The sequence below is a fragment of the Pseudomonas sp. NFACC41-3 genome, from assembly GCF_900109505.1.
GTDB lineage: Bacteria > Pseudomonadota > Gammaproteobacteria > Pseudomonadales > Pseudomonadaceae > Aquipseudomonas > Aquipseudomonas chlororaphis.
In genome coordinates, this window is the sequence record NZ_FOAE01000001.1 from 1,657,833 (window position 1) to 1,677,198 (window position 19,366).

General features: G+C 65.6%; 12 protein-coding genes. 1 reads left to right on the forward strand and 11 read right to left on the reverse strand.

Annotated features, from left to right (window positions below; translation table 11 throughout):
• Positions 1 to 3: 3 nt before the first annotated feature.
• The 10 genes from BMY68_RS07530 to BMY68_RS07575 form a co-directional block, all read right to left on the reverse strand.
• Positions 4 to 777 (reverse strand): HpcH/HpaI aldolase family protein, encoded by a 774-nt coding sequence (locus BMY68_RS07530; protein ID WP_085530791.1) that lies wholly within the window; start codon positions 775 to 777, stop codon positions 4 to 6.
• A complete protein-coding gene (locus tag BMY68_RS07535) occupies positions 771 to 2,660 on the reverse strand; it encodes an IucA/IucC family protein (protein WP_175534814.1) in 1,890 nt (629 codons plus the stop codon). Before BMY68_RS07535 ends, BMY68_RS07530 begins: the two co-directional genes overlap by 7 nt.
• 18 nt (positions 2,661 to 2,678) lie before the next feature.
• Positions 2,679 to 4,094: a DHA2 family efflux MFS transporter permease subunit gene (locus BMY68_RS07540; protein ID WP_085530790.1), complete on the reverse strand. Its 1,416-nt coding sequence runs from the start codon at positions 4,092 to 4,094 to the stop codon at positions 2,679 to 2,681.
• Positions 4,091 to 5,311: a type III PLP-dependent enzyme gene (locus tag BMY68_RS07545; RefSeq protein ID WP_085530789.1), complete on the reverse strand. Its 1,221-nt coding sequence runs from the start codon at positions 5,309 to 5,311 to the stop codon at positions 4,091 to 4,093. The genes BMY68_RS07540 and BMY68_RS07545 overlap by 4 nt, the downstream gene beginning before the upstream one ends.
• Positions 5,304 to 7,106 carry an IucA/IucC family protein gene (locus BMY68_RS07550; protein WP_085530788.1) on the reverse strand — a complete coding sequence of 601 codons (1,803 nt, stop codon included), beginning with the start codon at positions 7,104 to 7,106 and terminating at the stop codon, positions 5,304 to 5,306. Before BMY68_RS07550 ends, BMY68_RS07545 begins: the two co-directional genes overlap by 8 nt.
• 234 nt (positions 7,107 to 7,340) lie before the next feature.
• Positions 7,341 to 8,717: a diaminobutyrate--2-oxoglutarate transaminase gene (locus BMY68_RS07555; protein WP_085531553.1), complete on the reverse strand. Its 1,377-nt coding sequence runs from the start codon at positions 8,715 to 8,717 to the stop codon at positions 7,341 to 7,343.
• Between the two features lie 360 nt (positions 8,718 to 9,077).
• The gene (locus tag BMY68_RS07560) at positions 9,078 to 11,492 is read right to left on the reverse strand and encodes a TonB-dependent receptor (RefSeq protein WP_085530787.1); all 2,415 of its coding nucleotides are present in this window, start codon (positions 11,490 to 11,492) and stop codon (positions 9,078 to 9,080) included.
• A gap of 68 nt (positions 11,493 to 11,560) precedes the next feature.
• The gene (locus tag BMY68_RS07565; protein WP_009043996.1) at positions 11,561 to 12,526 is read right to left on the reverse strand and encodes a FecR domain-containing protein; all 966 of its coding nucleotides are present in this window, start codon (positions 12,524 to 12,526) and stop codon (positions 11,561 to 11,563) included.
• Positions 12,526 to 13,035 carry a sigma-70 family RNA polymerase sigma factor gene (locus BMY68_RS07570; protein WP_007925423.1) on the reverse strand — a complete coding sequence of 170 codons (510 nt, stop codon included), beginning with the start codon at positions 13,033 to 13,035 and terminating at the stop codon, positions 12,526 to 12,528. Before BMY68_RS07570 ends, BMY68_RS07565 begins: the two co-directional genes overlap by 1 nt.
• A gap of 227 nt (positions 13,036 to 13,262) precedes the next feature.
• Positions 13,263 to 15,407, reverse strand: coding sequence for a phosphocholine-specific phospholipase C (locus BMY68_RS07575; RefSeq protein WP_009043997.1), 2,145 nt, complete (start codon positions 15,405 to 15,407; stop codon positions 13,263 to 13,265).
• 290 nt (positions 15,408 to 15,697) lie between these two features.
• On the opposite strand from BMY68_RS07575, the gene BMY68_RS07580 reads away from it, so the two are divergent.
• Positions 15,698 to 18,412 carry a hypothetical protein gene (locus tag BMY68_RS07580; RefSeq protein ID WP_085530786.1) on the forward strand — a complete coding sequence of 905 codons (2,715 nt, stop codon included), beginning with the start codon at positions 15,698 to 15,700 and terminating at the stop codon, positions 18,410 to 18,412.
• A gap of 45 nt (positions 18,413 to 18,457) precedes the next feature.
• On the opposite strand, the gene BMY68_RS07585 is transcribed toward BMY68_RS07580, so the two are convergent.
• Positions 18,458 to 19,363 carry a helix-turn-helix domain-containing protein gene (locus BMY68_RS07585; protein WP_009043999.1) on the reverse strand — a complete coding sequence of 302 codons (906 nt, stop codon included), beginning with the start codon at positions 19,361 to 19,363 and terminating at the stop codon, positions 18,458 to 18,460.
• Positions 19,364 to 19,366 lie beyond the last annotated feature (3 nt).

Sequence of the window (19,366 nt, forward strand, 5' to 3'; positions counted from 1 at the left end):
GGATTATTTTCCTTCTAGAGAAAGGGTGGCCAACCTGGCCTGGAGAGCACGAAAGGCAATGCCGCGTTCGTCGCCGAGGACAAAGGCCCGGACCCCACGCTCGCGCCAGCGTCCCAGGTCGCCGGCCTGCCGGGGAATGGCGCAATACGCCACGCCGGCATGGTCCGCGGCCTGCCAGCTGTCGAGCAGCGCCTGCTGGACCGTCGGCTGGTCGATCTGCCAGGGCATGCCGAGGGATTGCGAGAGATCGGCCGCGCCTTCGAGGATCATGTCCAGGCCCGGCACCGCGGCGATCTGCGCGGCGTTGCGCACGCCGGCGGCGCTTTCGATCATCGCCACCAGCATGATCTGCTCGTTAGCCTGCCCCACGTACTGCGCCAGGCTGTGCTTGCCGAAACTGCCGGGGCGCCCGGCGTTGAGGCTGCGCTGGCCCAGCGGGTGGTATTTGCAGGCGGCAATCGCCGCCTGCAACTGCTCGGCGGACTCGATCATCGGCAGCACGATGCCCTGGGCGCCACCGTCGAGCAGGCGCAGCATTGTCTTGGGGTTGAGGTCGGCGACGCGCACCAGCGGCGTCAGCTCGTAGGCCTCGGCGGTGCGGATCATGTGCTCGACGGTTTCCGGATTGATCAGCACGTGCTCCATGTCGATGATCACGAAGTCGAACCCGGCCTCGGCGATCAGCTCGATGGCCGCCGGCGCCGGGATCGAACTGATCAACCCGTACACCGTTTGCCCGGCCGCCAGTTTGCGTTTCAGCTGGTTGCTTCTCAGCATGCTTGCGGCCTGTAGGCATGAAGTGGGTTGGGCACCGACTTGAAGCGTCGCTCGCCGTCGCCCAGCAGGCGGCGCTTGGTCAGCTCTTCGACCTCGTAGCTCGGCGCGAACACGTCGAACAGGCCGAAACGGTCGCGGTGCTGCGGATGGGCGTCCTGGTAGTCGAGGATTACCTCGGCGGTCATTTGCCAGAACTGGCCTTCGTCGAGCTGGTAGTGCTGGCGCAGGAAGATCGCCATTTCCGCCAGGCAGATAAAGAAGAAGCAGTCGCAGGAGAAATCCCGTACCGCGTTGACGTCATCCGTGAGGATGAACGAGTTGCGATTGAGCTTGGCGTGGCTGGCCGGCAGCGGCACCAGCTCCGGGCACAGTTCGGGACGCGCCAGGTGCGCCGGCGAGTAACGCACGCCATCGTGGAAGTCCTTGAGGGCGATGCGCTGCGGCCAGCCCTCTTTGACGATCAGCACGATGTTCTGGCCGTGGGATTCCATGCCGATGCCTTCGGCGTAGAGCATGTGGATGATCGGCGGCACCGTCACCTGCAACAGTTGGCGGGTCCAGGCCTGCAGGCCGTACTGGCGGATCCAGGCGTCGATGAACGGCTGCTGCGGCCCTGTGCCGTAGCGGTTCTCCACATGGCTCAGGCCATTGAACGGCACCGCCTGCTCGTCCGCCTTGAGGTACTGATGGAGGCTTTCGCGCCAGATCGCCCCCAGGGTGCCGTAGGCCTGGGGACTGCGGGACTCAGGCAGGTGCTGGTAGTCGAAGCTGACCCCGGCCACTTCGCCGAGGATCACGAAATCCAGTTGGCGCGCGGTGCTGTCGCTGGCGATCAGCTGTTGCAGCCAGTCGGTGATGATCGGCCCGTTCAGCACCGTGTGCCGGGCCAGGATGCGCGTGCTGGAGGTGTTGGTCATGCTCATGGCCAGCTTGACGTACGGCCGCTGCTTGGCCGTAGCGTTGGCCAGGGTGCGGATCGACTGCTGGGCCTTGTACTGGTCACCCGAGGTGCCGAGGTAGATCAGCTCGCCGCTGAGCAGCTCCGGGTAGAAGGTCGGGACAATCAGGTTTTCCCACTGCCACGGGTGCACCGGCAGCAGCTGGTAGTCGTCCAGCGCCCTGCCCTGGCTGGCCAGTTGTTGCTCGACCTGCTGCCAGCGCGCGGCGCCCAGCTCCTGGCGGATAAAGGCCGGGAAGTCGAGTTTCCGCGAATGGTTGAGCGAGGCCCGGTTGCGCGCGACCGCCAGCCACACCACAGCGATCGGCGTGGCGAATTCCGGGCCGTAGGCCTGGTTGTCCGCCAGGGAAAAGCCGATGCGCGACTTGTAGCACGGGTGGTAGCTGTGGGCGTCCATGAAGTGCTGCTCCAGGGCGTCCACGTCCAGCTCGTGGGCCGGCTTTTCGGCCTGGTAGCCCTGGCTGCGCGCTTGCAGATCCTTGAGCTGGGTCTGCTCCAGCTCCTGGATGAAACGCCCCAGGTGCGGGCTGTCCTGATAGTCGCCGAGCAGCTCGGCCAGGGCCTGGTGCAGATCCGGCACGCTGCGCTGGCCACGGCTGTCGAGGCGTTCCAGGCTGGCGGAATCGAGGCGGATCAAATCGAAGCTGGCGCTGAGCAGGCCGTTGCAGTGGTATTCCACCCGCTGCTGCTGGCCGTCGATGCCGCGCACCACGAAACGCCGCTGGCCGCTGTCATGGCCGTGCGAGGCACCGGTCAGCGGCTGGCTGTCGAACGGCAGCACGCCTTCATACAGCAGGGTCTGCAACAGCTGGCCGACCACCCGCTGCTGGACTTTTTCGCCGATACGCGCATCCACCGTGGCCAGCCAGGCACCGGGGCCGGAGGGCTGGCTTGAGGTTGTCGAGATTGCAGTCGCCATGTTCATACCTTGTGCAAAGAAGGGTTAACGGTGTTCGAGGGCGCCGGGCACAGCCTCGGCGGTCTCGTCGGAAAGGGGAAAACGCCAGGCGCAGGGCAACGCCAGCAGGATCAGCAGGCCGGTGGCCACGAACACCTCGCTGATGGCGGACGACATGCCCGCCTGGGCCTGCACGCCGCCATCGACCAGGCGGAACTCCAGCCACAGCGAGGCGATGACAATGCCCAGGGACGACACCAGGCGCCGCGAGATGTTGTTCATCGCCGCGCCCTGGGTGACCATCGGCTCGGGCAAGGCATTCAGCCCGGCGGTGGTCACCGGCATGTAGGACAGGCCCAGGCCGGCGCCGCGCAGCATCATCAGCGCGAACACCAGGCCGATCGCCGCATTGGCCGGAAGCAGGCCCAGGGCCAGGGTCGACAGCCCGGTCAGCAGCAGGCCGATGGACACCACCCGGCGCGGCCCGTGGCGATCCAGGGCGCTGCCGCCCATGCGCCCGAACAGGCTGGCGAACACCGCCGTGCAGAGCAGCGCCAGGCCGGTCCAGATCGCGCTGTAGCCGAGCACCGTCTGCACCAGCAACGGCAGCAGCACCAGGCACTCGAACATGCCCACCGACTGCACCACGGCGATGATCACGCTCAGGCGGTAACCGCGCAGGGCGAAGATCCGCAGGTTGAGCAGCGGCGCCTCGCGGCGCAGCTCCAGGCGGACAAAGGCCGCCAGGCACAGCAGCGCCACCAGCAGCAGGCCCAGATTCAGCGGATTGGCCAGCGCGGCGGCGTGGTGCAGACGACTGATGGCGATCATCAGCAGGCCGATGCCCGAGGCAATCAGCAGGTAGCCGGCCAGGTCGAACGGCTTGCGCTCGGCCGGCTCGGAGGCCGGCAAGACCGCAAGGCCCATCAGCAGCGCGACGACGCCGATCGGCACGTTCATCAAAAACAGCGAGCGCCAGCTGAACCACTCCAGCAGCAGGCTGCCGCACAGCGGGCCCACCGCCGGCGCCAGCATCACCGCCGCGCCCCACAGGCCGGTGACCCGGCCGCGCTCGTCCTTGGCGTACACCGAAAAGATGATCGCCAGGGACAGCGGGATCATCAGCCCGCTGGCGATCCCCTGCACCACCCGCGCGGCGATCACCAGGGCGATGGAATCGGCCAGGGCTCCGAGCAGCGAACCGCCGATAAACAGCGCCACGCCCCACAGGTACAGGCGCCGGCGGCCCAGGCGCTGGCTGAGGAAGCTGGTCAGCGGCATGGTCATGCCCATGCTGGTCATGAAGGCCGCGACTATCCAGGTAGCCATCAGCGGGCCGATGGCGAACGCCTGCATGAACGCCGGCAACGCCGGGTTCAGTGAGCTGTTGTTGAGGCTGACGGTCATAGTGCCAAGCAGCACGTTGACCACCACCCAAGCGCGCGGTGCCTTGAAACTCACAGACCGGCTCCTTCGAGCAATTCACCCTGGCGCAGGAAGTGCTGCGCCGGCCGTGGATGACAGAGGAAATCGGCGTGGGAAATGTTGTAGCCATAGGCCCCGGCCATCGGCAGCACCAGCAGGTCGCCGACGCTGACGCCCTTGAGCGGCTGGGCCCGGCTCAGCACATCCTTGGGCGTGCACAGCTGGCCGACCACGGTCCAGGCCTGCTCCGCGCTGTGCGCCGGCTGCGGCACGCGCGGCAGGTGAATCAGCGGGTGATCGTGGCTCTGCGCCGCGGGCAGGCGGAACTGATGGGTGCCGCCGCGACACACCAGGAAGTGCTCGCCGTGGCTGGTCTTGGTGTCCAGCACCTCGATCACGTAGTAACCGCAGAAGGCGCTGATAAAGCGCCCCGGCTCGAAGCGCAGGATCGGCGCCTGAGCGCCCTGCTCCGCCAGCCGGCGTTCCAGGTAGCGGCACAGGCGCTGCCAGTCGAACTGCTGGCCACTGAGGTAATCGACGCCGATGCCGCCGCCGACATTCAGGTGGGTCAGTTGCTCGGGGTGCGCCGCCAGGGCCTTCCACAGCGGCCAGCGTTGCAGGTAGAAATCCAGCAACTGCTCATGGCGCTCCACCGACTGCTGGTGGGACATGGCGTGCACATGGAAACCCTTGAGGCGCAGATGGCTGGCGCGGTCGACTCTTTGCACGGCCTCGGCCAGTTCCGCCTCGTCGATGCCGAACGGCGTGGCGGTGCCGGCCATGGCCAGCCGGCTCGACTGGTTCTGCGGCAACTGCGGGTTGATGCGGATGAATACCGGCTGTACTCGCCCGGCTTCTTCGGCCAGGCGTTGCAGGCGCTCGATCTCGTTGAGGCTTTCCAGGTGCACCGCTTCCACCTGATGGGCCAGGGCCGCGCGCAGGTCGGAATCGAGCTTGCCCGGGCCGGAAAACACATAGGGCTTGCGGGTCGGACAGGCCACCACCCGCTCGATCTCGCCACCCGAGGAAATCTCGAAACCACTGACCAGCGGGGCCAGCGCCGCCAATACCGGCGCCTCGCTGTTGGCCTTGATCGCGTAATACAGCTCGACCCCGGTCGGCAACGCCGCCATCACTTGGCGCACATGGGCCTGCAAGGCGTCCAGGTCGTAGATAAAGGCCGCCAGCGGGTCGGCACTGCCGGCCCGGGCCAGCTCGATGGCGCGCAGGACCGCCTGGGACAACTCAGCCATAACGGGCCTCCTCGCTCCACGGCGAACTCAGGCTGACGTAGCCGGCCTGGCGGTCGGCCTTGGCGGCCAGGCGCACCTTGAGGTTGGTCTTGCAGGCAATCGGCTGGCCGGCGATCAGCGCGTCCAGTTCCGGCGCCGGGCGTACCAGCTCGTCACGGATGCGCCGCAGCTGTTGCTCGACCCGTTGCCACATCAGCGGCGCCAGGTGCGGGCGTTCCCAGCTCAGGGCCAGCACCGCTTCCGACAGGTTGTTGATCAGCAGGCAATAGGTGATCCGGCTCCAGCCCTGCTCGCGGGAATACAGCAGCGACTGGCGCACCCGCGGGTGCAGGCCGACCTCGATCTGCGCCATGCCCAGCTCATCGGTAAGCTTGACCCCCTCGAAGTCCCGCAGCAGCAGCTGTTGCGGCTGGCCCTGGTCGTGGATCAGCACGCTGTTCTGCAGGTGCGGCTCCATCACCACGCCATGGTTGAAGAACAGCGCCAGCACCGGCCGCAGCAGCAGCGCCTGGTACTGGTCGAACCAGTCCACCAGCTGCTCGTCCACCAGTTCACTGGCGTTGAAACCTTGCAGGAAGTCATGCACCAGCGGCCGCGAATGGATGTCGCGGGCGAACAGGGTGCCGGCCATCACGCTGCGCTCGGCGCCGGCGCGGCGGCAGAAGTTCTCCCGCAGGATCGCCCCGGTCTGTTCGCGGAACCAATGGGCATCGGCTTCGCTGGCCTGGGCCGGGGCCCAGCTCATGGAACCCGGCTCGGCCACCGCCGACAGCCCGCCGAGGGTTTCGGCCTGGGTCCGCTGCAGGCGCTGGAACAGCTGGTCGATGATCAGCGTGCTTTCCAGCTCGTACCAGGCGTTCTTGCGCACGCAATTGGTGATGCGCACGTTCAGCGAGCCCTTGATGAAAAAGTCGTGGCCCTCGATGTACCAGGTGCGCATCGAGGCCGTCGGGCTGGCCACCGGCCCGGTGGCCCCATGGTCGACCACCTCGCCCAGCTCCAGCAGGCGCTGCACGCGGCGGTCCTGCATGAACAGCTCGGCCTGCACCGGGTGCATGCAGATCATCGCGTGCCCCGGGCGTGCCCGGCCCTGGTCGGCGAAACCGGCCATCACCTGCTCTTCGCTGAGGCCGCTGGCGGTCACCCGCAGGCCCTGGCGCGGCACTTCGAACAGGTGCAACGCGGTCTCGGCCTGGAATTCCGGGGCGTAGGTTTCCTGGGCCAGGTGTGCCGGCCACAGCCGCGCCTTGGGCGCCGGATGGTTGGGGTGGCCGAACCACAGGCCCTGCTCGCTGGCCAGGTAGCCGCTCAGCGGCGCCGGGCCCTGGCCGTCCATGTTGTGGGCGACGATGGCGGCGGTCAGCGACTGGCTTTGCAGCACCTGGTCCAGGAGTTCGTCGTTGCTGGCCCGGGTCATGTGCTCGCAGGCGCCGAGCAACTGCTCGACGAATTCGGCAAAGGCCAGGCAGCGCCAGGTCTCGCCTGCGTCGCGCCGGGCATACACGTCCGACAGGTAACGGTGGCTGCCCAGGTGGTCGCGGCGGTCGACCATGACGAAGAACTGTTGCCGGTTGGGCAGGTCGATGGTCAGCGGGATGCCCTTCCATTCCAGGCCGTCCAGGTAACTGCCGGGCGCGATGCCCTGCATCTGTGTCGGCCAGCTGTAACTGAGGCAGTTTTCCGGCAAGGCGAACTCTTTGATCAGGCAATTGAGCAAGGCGCGAGTAGTCGCCAGCTCACTGACCATCTTCGATAAAACATGCTTTGACAAAACATCGCGATCCGAATAATTCATACATGCTCCACAGTAGCCCGTGCGGTCACTGGTTACGTACTGTCGCGGCAAATAGTTAGTTGCTCTTGGGCCATACCAAAAGCCGACAGATACCCGTCGAACGAACTCGTCCGCTCGCACTTTCCTGCAACCTTTAACAAGAAAAACCTGTCGCCCGACAGTTATTAAACCAAGACTTCAAAGTGTGAAAAACGACACACTTTCATCGAACAGGGTTCATTTCAAAACAGCACTTCAGGCACGTACCTGCAATAAAGCGTCCGCCATTGCGCGGGTAAACCGCTGGATAACTTGCTGGCACTGTTCGTCGTCGATGACCAGCGGCGGCAACAGGCGGATCACATTGCCGCGGCGTCCGCCGCGCTCCAGCAGCAGGCCCTGTTTGAAGCAGTGCTGCTGGATGGCCACGGCCAGGCCCGGGTCCGAGGGGAAATGCCCGTGGCGGTCGGCCGGCTGGCGCTCGTCGACGATCTCGATGCCCAGCATCAGGCCACGCCCACGCACCTGGCCCAGGGCCGGATAGGTTTGCTGCAAGGCCGTCAGTTGCTCCTTGAGCCACTGCCCGCGGCGCTCAGCCTGGGCCGCGATGCCCTGGTCGCGCAACACTTGCAGGGTCGCCAGGCCCGCGGCCATGGCCATCTGGTTGCCGCGGAAGGTGCCGGCATGGTTGCCCGGCTCCCAGGCATCGAATTCGCGCTTGATGCCCAGCACCGCCATCGGCAGGCCGCCGCCCACCGCCTTGGACATGACGATCATGTCCGGCTCGATGCCGGCGTGCTCGAAGGCGAACATCTTGCCGGTGCGGGCAAAACCGGCCTGCACTTCGTCGAGGATCAGCACAATGCCGTGCTGGCGGGTCACGTCGCGGATCGCCCGCAGCCAGCTGGCCGGCGCGCAGTTAACCCCGCCCTCGCCCTGCACCGCCTCGAGAATCACTGCCGCCGGCAGCGACACGCCGCTTTCCACGTCTTCGATGAACTGGGTGAAGTAATGGGTCAGCGCCTCGACCCCGGCCTCACCGCCGATCCCCAGCGGGCAGCGGTATTCGTGGGGGTACGGCATGAACTGCACGCCCGGCATCAGGCCGGCGATGGCGTGCTTGGGCGCGGTATTGCCGGTCAGCGCCAGGGCGCCGTGGGTCATGCCGTGGTAGGCCCCGGAGAAACTGATGACGTTGTGCCGCCCGGTATGGGTCTTGGCCAGCTTCAGCGCCGCTTCCACCGCGTCCGCCCCGGACGGCCCGCAGAATTGCAGGCAGTAGTCGCGGCCCTGGCCCGGCAGCAGGCTGAGCAGGGTTTCACTGAAGGCGTCCTTGACCACGGTGGTCAGGTCCAGGGTGTGCATGGGCAGGCCCGAGGCCAGGAAACTGTCGAGACTGGCCATGATCGCCGGGTGGTTGTGCCCCAGGGCCAGGGTGCCGGCGCCGGCCAGGCAGTCCAGGTAGGTCTTGCCTTCGACGTCAGTGACCCAGACCCCATGCGCCTTGGCGATGGCCAGCGGCAACTTGCGCGGATAACTGCGCACATTGGATTCGAACTTGCCTTGCCGGGCCAGATAGTCGGCATTGGTTTTTTGCAGAGGACTAGTGCGCAATATGCCATCATTCAACATCTGTTCACCCTCGTTAAATTCGACATGCAAATTATTATCATTAATAAAAACGCGCAACTACTTATTCAAACTTATTTGGAATAGTCGCATGGTACTTGCGGATATAAGTTAATTATCGCGCCCACGCCAAAAACCAAGTTTATAAACTTGGTAAAGCGTCATTTATGACGTATAAAACTGCCATGTTATTGCCATCTTTCCGACAACTTCATTAGTTGCCATTAAATGGCCAACACCTCATTCAAGAGGCGAGCAAGTTGATCAACTGATAACGGACATACTTTCTTCCTCGACCAAAGGAACCGGTCATGACCAACACGGCGGTGCGCCCTTCCCTGTGGCGCTGGTCCGCTTCGCTTCTTAGAAACCCACGGTTGCCGAGAGCAACAGGGTCCGGGGAGTCGCCAGGGTCAAGCCCGGCTCGCTGTCGTCCGAGGCCCCGGCCGAACTCCAGTAACGCTTGTCCAGCACGTTCTCGACATTGGCGCGCAAGGTGATGTCCTTGTCGTCGAGCTTGAAGGCGTAGCGCGCGCCCAGGTCGAAACGCTCCCAGGAGTCGATTTCCTTGCTGTTGGCCTGGTCCAGGTACTGCGAGCTGGAATAGATGCCGCGTGCGGTCAGGGTCAGGCCCTGGACCTTCGGCACGTCCCATTCGGCCCCCAGGTTGACGTTGTACTTCGGCGTGGCCGGTGCGCGGTTGCCGTCGAAGGTGCCGTTGGTGGTGTCCTTCAGTTCGCTGTCGATGTACATCACCCCGCCCAGCAGGCGGAAGCCCTTGAGTGGTTCACCGAACACGCTGAGCTCGACACCGTCGTTCTGGCGCTTGCCGTTCGGGCCGAAAACCCGGGTGGTGGCGTTGGTCTCGTAGGCCGGCTGCTTGATGCGGAACACCGCGGCAGTCAGGGCAAAGACTCCGGCGTCGTACTTGGCGCCGGCCTCGACCTGGCGGCTGATGAACGGCGGGAAGATTTCGTCTTCGTTGATCGAGGTCGACGGCGCGATCTTGCCCTGGCTCAGGCCTTCCATGTAGTTGACGTACAGCGACAACTGGTCGGTGGCCTTGAACAGCAGGCCGCCCGAAGGCGAGACCTTTTCCTCGTCGTAGGCGGTGTCGCCTTTGACGCCGTCGCTCCAGTCGTCGACCTTGACCCGTTGCCAGCGCGCGCCGAGGGTCAGCAGCAGGCGGTCATCGAAGAAGCCCAGGGTGTCGGACAGCGCCACGCCGCTGAAGCGGTTCTCGGTGTAGACCTTGGGGTCGAAACGCGTCGGCCGCGACGGGGTCGGCGTCGGCCGTGGGTTATAGAGGTTGCTGGGGGACGCGGCATAGCGCGCGCCGCCGTTTTCGAAATCCATGTAGAAGTAGCTGGCCGCCAGGTTGACCTCATGGCTCACCGGGCCGGTGTGGAACCAGCTGCGCACGCCCGCCGTGGTGGTGCGCACGTTTTCGTCGCGGGTGAAGTCGCGCGGCTGGACGCTGAAGTCGCCGGCGTCGTTGGTGATCGACACCGCATGCCGGAGGAAGTCGTGGTTGCTTTTGCGCGCGCCGACGCCGCCGTACAGCATGATCGAGTCGTTGACGTCGTATTCGGCGTTGACCGTACCGAAGGTGTCCTTGGTGCGTGCCTTGCTCCAGGACTGCGCATAGTTGTGCCGCACATCGTCGGCGTCCGGCACCTTGGCGTTGGCGCCTATCTGCACCCGCTCCTGGGGCGCGTCGGTGTCGCGCTCGGTGTGGCCGATGTCGGTCGACAGGCGCAGGCGTTCGCCACGGAAGTCCAGGCCCAGCACGGCCATTTCGCGGTCGACGCTCTGGTGGTCCCACTTGGTGTCGCCGGATTGCTTGACCGCGTTCAGGCGCACGCCGAACTTGTTGTCCTCGCCGAAGCGCCGGCCGATGTCCACCGCGCCGCCCACTTGGCTGTCCGAGGCGTAGCTGCCGGTGAACTCGGTGATGGGCTTGTCGGTGGCACGCTTGGGCACCACGTTGATCCCGCCGCCGACGCTGCCCCGCGGCGAGATGCCGTTGATCAACTGGGTCGGGCCCTTGAGGATGTCCACCCGGTCGGCCATTTCCATGTCGATGGTGTAGGTCGGCAGCACACCGTACAGGCCGTTGTAGGCGACATCGCTGTTGAACAGGCTGAAGCCGCGGATGGTGAACTGCTCGTAACGGCCGCCCGCCGGGTTGGTGGCGCGCACCGAGGGGTCGCTGGCGATCAGGTCGCCGAGGGTCCGCGCCTGCTGGTTCTTCACCACTTCGCTGGTGTAGGTGGTCATGCTGAACGGCGTTTCCATGAAGTCCTTCGAGCCCAGCAGGCCTTGCGAGCCACGGCGCGCCACCTGGCCACCGGCGAAGACGTCGCTGTCGGTCGCGCCGCTGGCGCCGAGAATCGAAGTCGGCGCCAGTTGCAGGCTGCTGCCTTGCGGCGCCGGGGTCAGGATGTACGCCTGCTCACCCACCGGTTGCAGTTGCAGGCCGGAGCCTTGCAGCAAGCGGGCAAAGCCCTCCTCCACCCCGTACTCGCCGGACAGGCCGCCGCTGTTGCGGCCGCTGACCAGCTGAGGGTCCACCGACAGGTTGACTCCGGCGAGGCCGGCGAAACGGGTCAGCGCGGCACTCAGCGGGCCGGCCGGCACCTGATAGCTGCGCCGCGCAGCGTCGTCGGCCAGGCTGGCCTGGATGAATAACGGGCTGGAACTGAGTGTCAGGATGAGGCCCAACTGCAACAGTCCGGGGGAAACCGGACGCAAACGGTATGGCAATACTACGGGCATGGGAGGAAGCTCTCGTTTTTTGTTCACTTACCTGGAATGACCGGCGAGGCGAAAAAAAGGGACAGGCTTCAGCCAATATTTTTTTGCGGGGGTTCTTTTGCCGAAGTCAGGGTGACCCAATAACGGGTGCGCGAATGCACCTCCAGCGGCAGGCTGGCGGCCAGCAGCGACAGCACGCGGTCGGTGTTGTCGAGACGGAAGCTGCCGGTGACGCGCAGGGCTTCCAGTTCCGGATCCCAGCGCAGCAGGCCCGGACGATAACGACCGAGCTCGCGCAGGAAATCCCCCAGGGGCTGGTTCTGCGCCATCAGCACGCCATCGCGCCAGCCCGGCAACTGCGCGTCGAAGGCATCGATCTGCCCGGCGCCGTCCACTCGCAGCCGCACCCGCTGGCCTTCGCGCAACAGCAGTTGCGGGCCGAACAAGGGTTGCAGCTGCACCGAGCCGCTGACCACCGACACCCGGCAATCGTGTTCGTTGAGACGCACGCAGACTTCGCTGCGGCTGACGACGATGCGGCCATAAGGCGCCTGGATGGTCAGCGGCGCGCTGCCGGTGACCTTGAGCGCCATCTCGCCGCGCACCAGGGTCACCTGCCGGGCGCCCAGGTCGACGTTGACCGCGCTGGCGGTGTTCAACTGCAAGGCGCTGCCATCGGCCAGGGATAATTTGCGATGTTCGCCGGTGCCGGTCTGCAGGTCGGCGCGCCATACGTCCAGGGGCAGCTGGCGCCCCAGCAGCCAGGCGGTCGGCACCAGCGCGGCGACGCCGAGGGCACGCTTGAGGACCGCGCGCCGCGACGGCTCGGGACGCCGGTCCAGGGTAGCCATCGCCAGCGCCGAAGGCAGCGCGGAGAAACGCTGGCGCAGCAGCTGCGCCTTCTGCCAGGCGCTTTCGTGACGGCTGTTGCTGTTGCGCCAGTGCTGCAAGCGCGCGTGATCGTCGGCGTTGGCCGCGCCGGACTCCAGCAGCGCCAGCCATTGGGCCGCCGCGCGGGCCACCTCGCGGGTTTCGCTGGACGGCGCCGAGCGCATCACAGCTCCACCAGCAGGCAGTGTTCGTAGGCCTGGGCCATGTAGCGCTTGACGGTGCGTTCCGAGACGTCGAGGCGTTCGGCGATCTCGCGGTAGCCCAGCCCTTCCAGCTGGCTCCAGAGAAACGCCCGGCGCACCAAGGGCGGCAGGCCGTCGAGCAATTCGTCGAGGGCTTGCAGGGTTTCCAGCAGCACCCAGCGCTGTTCCGGGGACGGCACGCTGTCTTCGGGCAGGCTGGCCAGCGCGTCCAGGTAAGCCTGTTCCAGTTTGCGCCGGGTATAGAAGTTGCTCAGCAGGCGCTTGCCCACGGTCACCAGGTAGGCCCGTGGTTCGCGCAGGTCGACCAGCTGTTGGGAGCTGGTGAGCACGCGCAGGAAGGTGTCCTGGCTCAGGTCCGCCGCATCCCAGGCGTTGCCCATCCGCTGGCGCAACCAGCTCTCGAGCCAGCTGCGATGATCGCGGTACAGGGCATGTAGGCTTTGCTCCGGTGGCGTCGCTGCTTCAATCATGTCAAGAGCCCTGCGCGAAGGATTATTCAAATGAGACTGATTCTAATTAATATTCATTAGGCAAACCAAGTCCTTTCGTGTGATTGGGTTCTGGTTTTCGTCTGCTGGGGAACATCGGCGGGTGCCCTGGAACCAGGGTCCCAGGGACTGAAGAGATCCAGGTGAAGCACCCGGTCGGCTGTTGAAACAGCGCCCGGCCCCTTGCGGGCCGGGCACGATTGCGCGGTTTACACGCCCATCAACGGGTCGCTGATGCTGTGCGCACCGGTTTCCAGGCGCCCGGCCAGGCGCCGCAGCCAGCCGCCCTCGCCGCGCAGGGTCAGGTCGTACCAGCCGCCGCTGGCCTGGCAGGCGAACATCTGGTGGACCTCGCTGCGCCCGGGCACATCGAAACGCCATGGCCCCTGGTGGGTGTAGGGGCAACGCTCGATGGTGATCGACACCGGCTCCTTGCCCGGGTTGCTCAGGGTCAGTTGCAGGTTGTTGCCGCGGCTGAACATCGACACCTCGGGCTGACGCTCCAGCAGATTGCCGTGGAAGCTGCGGTGAAAGCCGTTAGGCCCCAGCAGCCACAGCTTGTAGCGGCCCGCGGTCTGCCAGCTGTCCTTGAGCTGCTTGCCCGCCTCCACCGTATAGCGACGGGGAATGTCCAGCAGGTGCAGGCGATCGTAGACATGGAACACCGCGCCCTGCTCGCCGCTGTTCTGCAGGCTCAGGGTCAGGCTCAACGCCTTGCGCTTGGCCTTGGCCTCGACATTCAGCCGATACGGCAAGGCCCGCGATGGCCGGGCCACGCGCTGCTGCTGCGGCAGTTGCTGGCGGCTGGGGTCCGGCAGCGGCACCTGGGCCAGTTGTTCCTGGCGCTGGCGCAACAGGTCCGCGGCCTGGCGGGTGGTGGTGTGTAGCGGCGGGAGGATTTCGCTGTTGGGATTGACGAAGTTGAAGGCCGAAGTCAGGTCGCCGCACACCGCGCGGCGCCAGGCGCTGATGTTCGGCTCGCGCACGCCGAAGCGCTTCTCGAGAAATTGCAGGACCGAGGTGTGGTCGAACGCCTGGGAGTTGACCCAGCCGCCGCGGCTCCAGGGCGACAGCACCAGCATCGGCACCCGTGGACCGGGGCCGTAGATGCCGCCGTCCGGACGCGGTTGCTGGGTGGTCCCCGGTGGCGCCGGGTGGGTGAATACCTCACTGTCGAAATCCACCGTGGACTTGCCGGCGAAGCTGCCGTCCAGGCGCCGCGAAGGTGCCGAGGGCGACGGCAGGTGGTCGAAGAAACCGTCGTTCTCGTCGTAGTTGACCAGCAGCACGGTCTTGCTCCAGACCTCGGGATTGTCGGTCAGCGCCTTGAGGATTTCCTGGGTGAACCAGCCGCCCTGTACCGGGCTGGACGGCCCCGGGTGCTCGGAATAGGTGGCCGGGGCGACGATCCAGCTGACCTTGGGCAACTTGCCCTGCTGCACATCGTTGCGAAACCCGGCGATCATGCCTTCCAGGTCGCTGCCGCTGCGCGCCGGCAAGGTGTTGCCATTGCCCTTGTACAGCGGCACCCGGGCATTCAGCGCATCGCTGTAGGGCACGAAGGCGGTGAAGCCTTCCGGCGGCTGCGCCGGGTTGCCGGCCGCCACGCTGGCGCGGCGGTACTGGCGGAAACCGGCCAGCGGGTTGTCGCCGAAGTTGTCCGGCAGGTACTGGTAGATCTTCCAGCTGACGCCCCGCTCTTCCAGGCGCTCGGGGTAGGTTTTCCAGGTGTAGCCGACGTCCACCGCGCCCGGGCCGTCCCATTCGTTGACCACCGCCGCCACGTTGGCGCCGGTCGGGCCGTTGGTGCCGGTCCAGTGGAACAGGCGGTTGGGGTTGGTCCCGGCGTGCACCGAGCAGTGGTAGGCATCGCACAGGGTGAAGGTGTTGGCCAGGGCGAACTGGAACGGCAGCTCCTGCTCGCGGTAGTAGCCCATGGATGTGTTGGTCTTGAAGGTCGGCCAGGCGCTCATGCGCCCGCTGCCCCAGGCCGCGTGCTCGTCGATCCACGAATGCGGCGTGCCGTTGACCCGCTGCGCGTTGCCCCGCGAGCTGTCCAGATGATACGGCAGCACCACTCGCCCGATGCCCTGCTGCTCCCACACCGAACGCTTGCCGGGCAGCGGGATGGTGAAGCGGTCGCTGAAACCGCGGACCCCGGGCAAGGTGCCGAAGTAATGGTCGAAGGAGCGGTTTTCCTGCATCAGGATCACCACGTGCTCGACGTCGCGGATAGTGCCGGTGCGGTTGTTGGCGGGGATCGCCAGGGCCTGGCGGATGGAGTCTGGCAGTAAGGTAAAGGCCGAGCCGATAGCGGCGGCCTGCATGAGCTTCCTGCGAGTGAGAGTAGGCATACGCGGTTGAATTCCTTGAAGTTACAGGGCGGGAAATAGCGACCCACGCAAAGTAGTGACCTCAAGTAACAAGCAAGTTACACGGCGGTTGCAGGCCGCGGTCAAGGCATTCATTGATCTTGATACAGCCGCATTAACTCTCTAAGCCGATGATTTTTAATTACATTTCTAAATAAAGAATATTTCGTGAACTTCATCCCGAGTTGCTCCTTGTATTCGGAAAAATCTGACAGTGTTCTGCTTTAATCCTATTTGCACAATGCCACTACTTCAGTTTGCAAGGAGCAATCATGGACTCGGCCCAGCACTACGAGGGGGAAAGGAAGCGCATCGAGAACCGCCGTACTGCATTGGGTCTCAAATACCTTCCCGCGCCGGCCGGCCAGCCTCCCAGGATCTGGGGGCTGGCGCTGTCCGGGGGTGGCATCCGCAGCGCCACCTTTTGCCTGGGGGTGCTGCAGGCGATGGCCCGGGCCGATGCGCCGGAACAGGCCAACCCACGACCGTCGAAGACACCGCAAGACAACCTCACCACCACCCTGCTGCCGCGTTTCGACTACCTCTGCACGGTCAGCGGCGGCGGTTATATCGGCAGTTTCTTCTCCAGCCTGTTCATCCCCAATCGCCTGCGCCGGGAGCAGGCCCAGGAGCGCGCCGAAGCCTCGCACCTGTCGCCCGCCCAGCAAGCGGCCAGGACCGCGGCGGTCAACGCCTATGAGGTCCTGCACTACGAGCCGCCGGGACGTATCAGTACCCACATCGACTACGCCAACGCCAGCGACAAAGACATCGGCAAAGGCCCCACGGCCTGGCTCCGGGAGAACGGCCGCTACCTGACCCCGACCGGCTCGGGGGACGCGCTCTACGCCCTGGCGATCACCTGGCGCAACTGGCTGTCGCTGCACTTTGTCATCGGCATGCCGATTGTCCTGGTCCTGTCGTTGCTGATGCTGTTGCAAGTGAAGTACGTGCCCAATCTGTTCCTGCTGCCCGGTGCGGTGTTCCTCCTCGGCTTGCTGCCCTGCTGCCTGGCCTACTGGCTGGTGCTGCCGAAAAACAGCCTGAGCAATCCTCCGGCCCTGAGCAACCTGGCGGCCGTGGCTTGCACGGTGATGGTGCTGGTCTTCATCGGTATCTGGGCGCTGCTGCAACAGCCGGACGACAGGCCGAACGTACGCTACCTGTTCCTCGGGTTCGCCGCCATCGCGCTGCTGGGCATCGCCTACGCCTGGTTGCTGATCTGGCGCCTGAAATACCGCACCCGCAAGGCCAACGACGAAGACGGAATCTTTACCGTGCGCAACTACCGGGTCGAGGTCACCCGGGTGCTGTCGCAGATCATCATGGCCCTCGGGGTGCTGCTGTTCGCCGCGTTCCTGGTGTCGCTCTCCGAAGCGATCTACCTGCACCTGCAGACCCTGACCCAGGGCACCATCGGCATTCTCCCGGTGCTGATCTGGCTGGTGCGCCGCGTGGCGCTGTTGCGGGACGAGAAGAGCCTGCCGGGCTGGCTGCGCCTGCTGCCCCTGGAGGTCATGAGCCTGATCGGCGGCGTGCTGTTGCTGGCGGCGGTCTGCCTGGCGTGGATGCTGTTCGTGATATGGGTCACCGCCGATGGCAGCTTCGACCTGCAGGAAGACGGGCATGTGCTGCGGCTGGCCCTGCTGGCCGGGGTGGCGGCGGCCCTGACCTGGGTCAGCAGCCGCTTCGTCGGTTTCCTCAATACCTCGTCCTTGCAGTCCTACTACAGCGCGCGCCTGGTCCGCGCCTACATGGGCGCCACCAACGGCAAGCGCTTCGACGGCACGCCCGAGCAACGGCGCAAGCACATGAGCGTGGCCGAGCCACTGAGCAACGACGACATCAGCGTCGAGCACTACTACGGCACGCCGAACGCCGGCCCGCTGCACCTGATCAACGTGACCATGAACCTCACGGTCGACCCCGCCGAGCAACTGGTGCAGCGCGACCGCAAGGGCAAGCCGCTGTGCCTGGCGCCGGGCAGCGTCAAGGGCGAAGGGGCCTTCATCCTCGACGGCAAGCTCTATCAGCGCGACCTGGAGAATATCCCCGCTTCGGAAATCGCCTACCCGCTGACCATCGGCCAGTGGATCGGCGTTTCCGGCGCGGCCTTCACCACCGGCCTGGGGCGCGCCACCAGCCTGGGCATGTCGCTGCTGCTGGGCCTGGCCAACGTGCGCCTGGGCAACTGGTGGCCCAGCCGCTTTATCGACGCTAAACCGGAAAAACCCAGGCAATCCCTGGGCCTGAAACTGTCGCGCTGGCTGCCGACCCAGACCTACCTGTTCTACGAATTGACCGCGCACTTCCACGGCCATCGGCGCGCCTATCAGTACCTCTCGGACGGCGGCCACTTCGAGAACACGGCGGCCTATGAACTGCTGCGCCAGGAACGCCAGGTCGAGTTGATCGTGATGTGCGACTGTGGCTGCGATCCCGACTACCGGTTCGACGACCTGAGCAATCTCATCCGCCTGGCGCGCATCGACCACGGCCTGGAGATCAGGGAAGACGCAGCGATCACCGGGGACGAGGTACTGGGCAAAGTGTTCGGGCGCATGGAGGACTTCAAGATCGCGCCATCGCCGGCGGACCCGCATTGCGCGCTGCTGCTCAACGTCTACGCCTGCACCGCGCCGGACACCCTGGTCAGTCGCATCCTGGTGCTCAAGCCCCGGCTGATCCCCTCGGTATCGCCGGACGTGCAGAACTACGCGCTGATCAACACGTCCTTCCCCAACCAGCCCACCGTCGACCAGTTCTTCGACGAGGCGCAGTTCGAAAGCTACCGCCAGCTCGGCTTGAGCATCGGCCAGCAGGTCTTCGGCAAAGGGGTCAACGGCGATGCCATCGCCCGGGCGCTGTGGCGCTACCTGCGCGACCACCCTGCGGCAAGCGCGCACGAGGACGACCAGCCCAAGCCGTCGCGGCCGAGCCGCAATGGCCAGCGCCGCCCTTCGGCAGACAGGCCTCCCCGCGCATGACGCTGGAAATGGCGCCGACCCTGCGGGCCCGCGGTCAGGAACAGCTCAACGCTGGCCGCGGCGCAGGGTCTCGCTCGGCAGTTCCTTGAACAGCGCCCGGTAGCTGCTGGAAAACCGCCCGAGGTGCCAGAACGACCAGCGCATGGCCACCTCGGCCACGGTGGTTTCGTCCGGGCCGCGGCGCAGCAGTTCGCGGTGCGCGCTGTTCAGCCGGCGCAGGCGCAGCCACTGGGTCGGCGCCATGCCGGCGAAGGCCTTAAACGCGCCTTGCAACTGGCGCAGGGAAACCCCGGCCACCTGCGCCAACTCCAGCAGGTTGAGGCTGTCTTCCGGGCCGTCCGCCGCCCACTGCGCCACCCGCTGCATGATCGCCCGCTCCTCGGCGCGCCGGCGCAGGCCGCCACCGTCCAGACGCACGCAGGCGTTGTCGAGGATAAACAGGCAGTCCTCGAGCAACTGCTGGGTCAGGGCTTCGCGACTCGGTGGGTCGAGGGTCTGCGACAGGCGCGTCAGGGTGGTGCTGAGCCAGCGGCTGAACAAGGCGTTCTGCCCGCAGTTGAGCGGCGCCAGGAACAGGCCATCGAGGCGCTGCGCGTCGAGGCCATGGCCGCGGACGAATTCCGGGCCGAACACCACGGCGATTTCCTGGTAGTTCTCCGGGGTGATCCAGATGTTGCGGCTCTCGCCATTGAGCAGGTACAGGGCGTTGTCGCTGCGATCGAAACAGAACGCCAGGGAGTCCTCGGGCGCGCTGAAATTCTGCTCGACCCGGGTGTTCATGCATTCCTCGTAGATCTGCACCCCTTGCAGGTCCAGATAACGCACTTGCCCGGCGAAATGCCCGGGCGACATCTGCTGGTAATGCTGCACCCAACCCGGGGTGGCACGGATCTGATCGGCCACATCGAAGGTGTTGAAGGCCTGGACCTGGAGAGCTGTCGACGCTGTCATGAA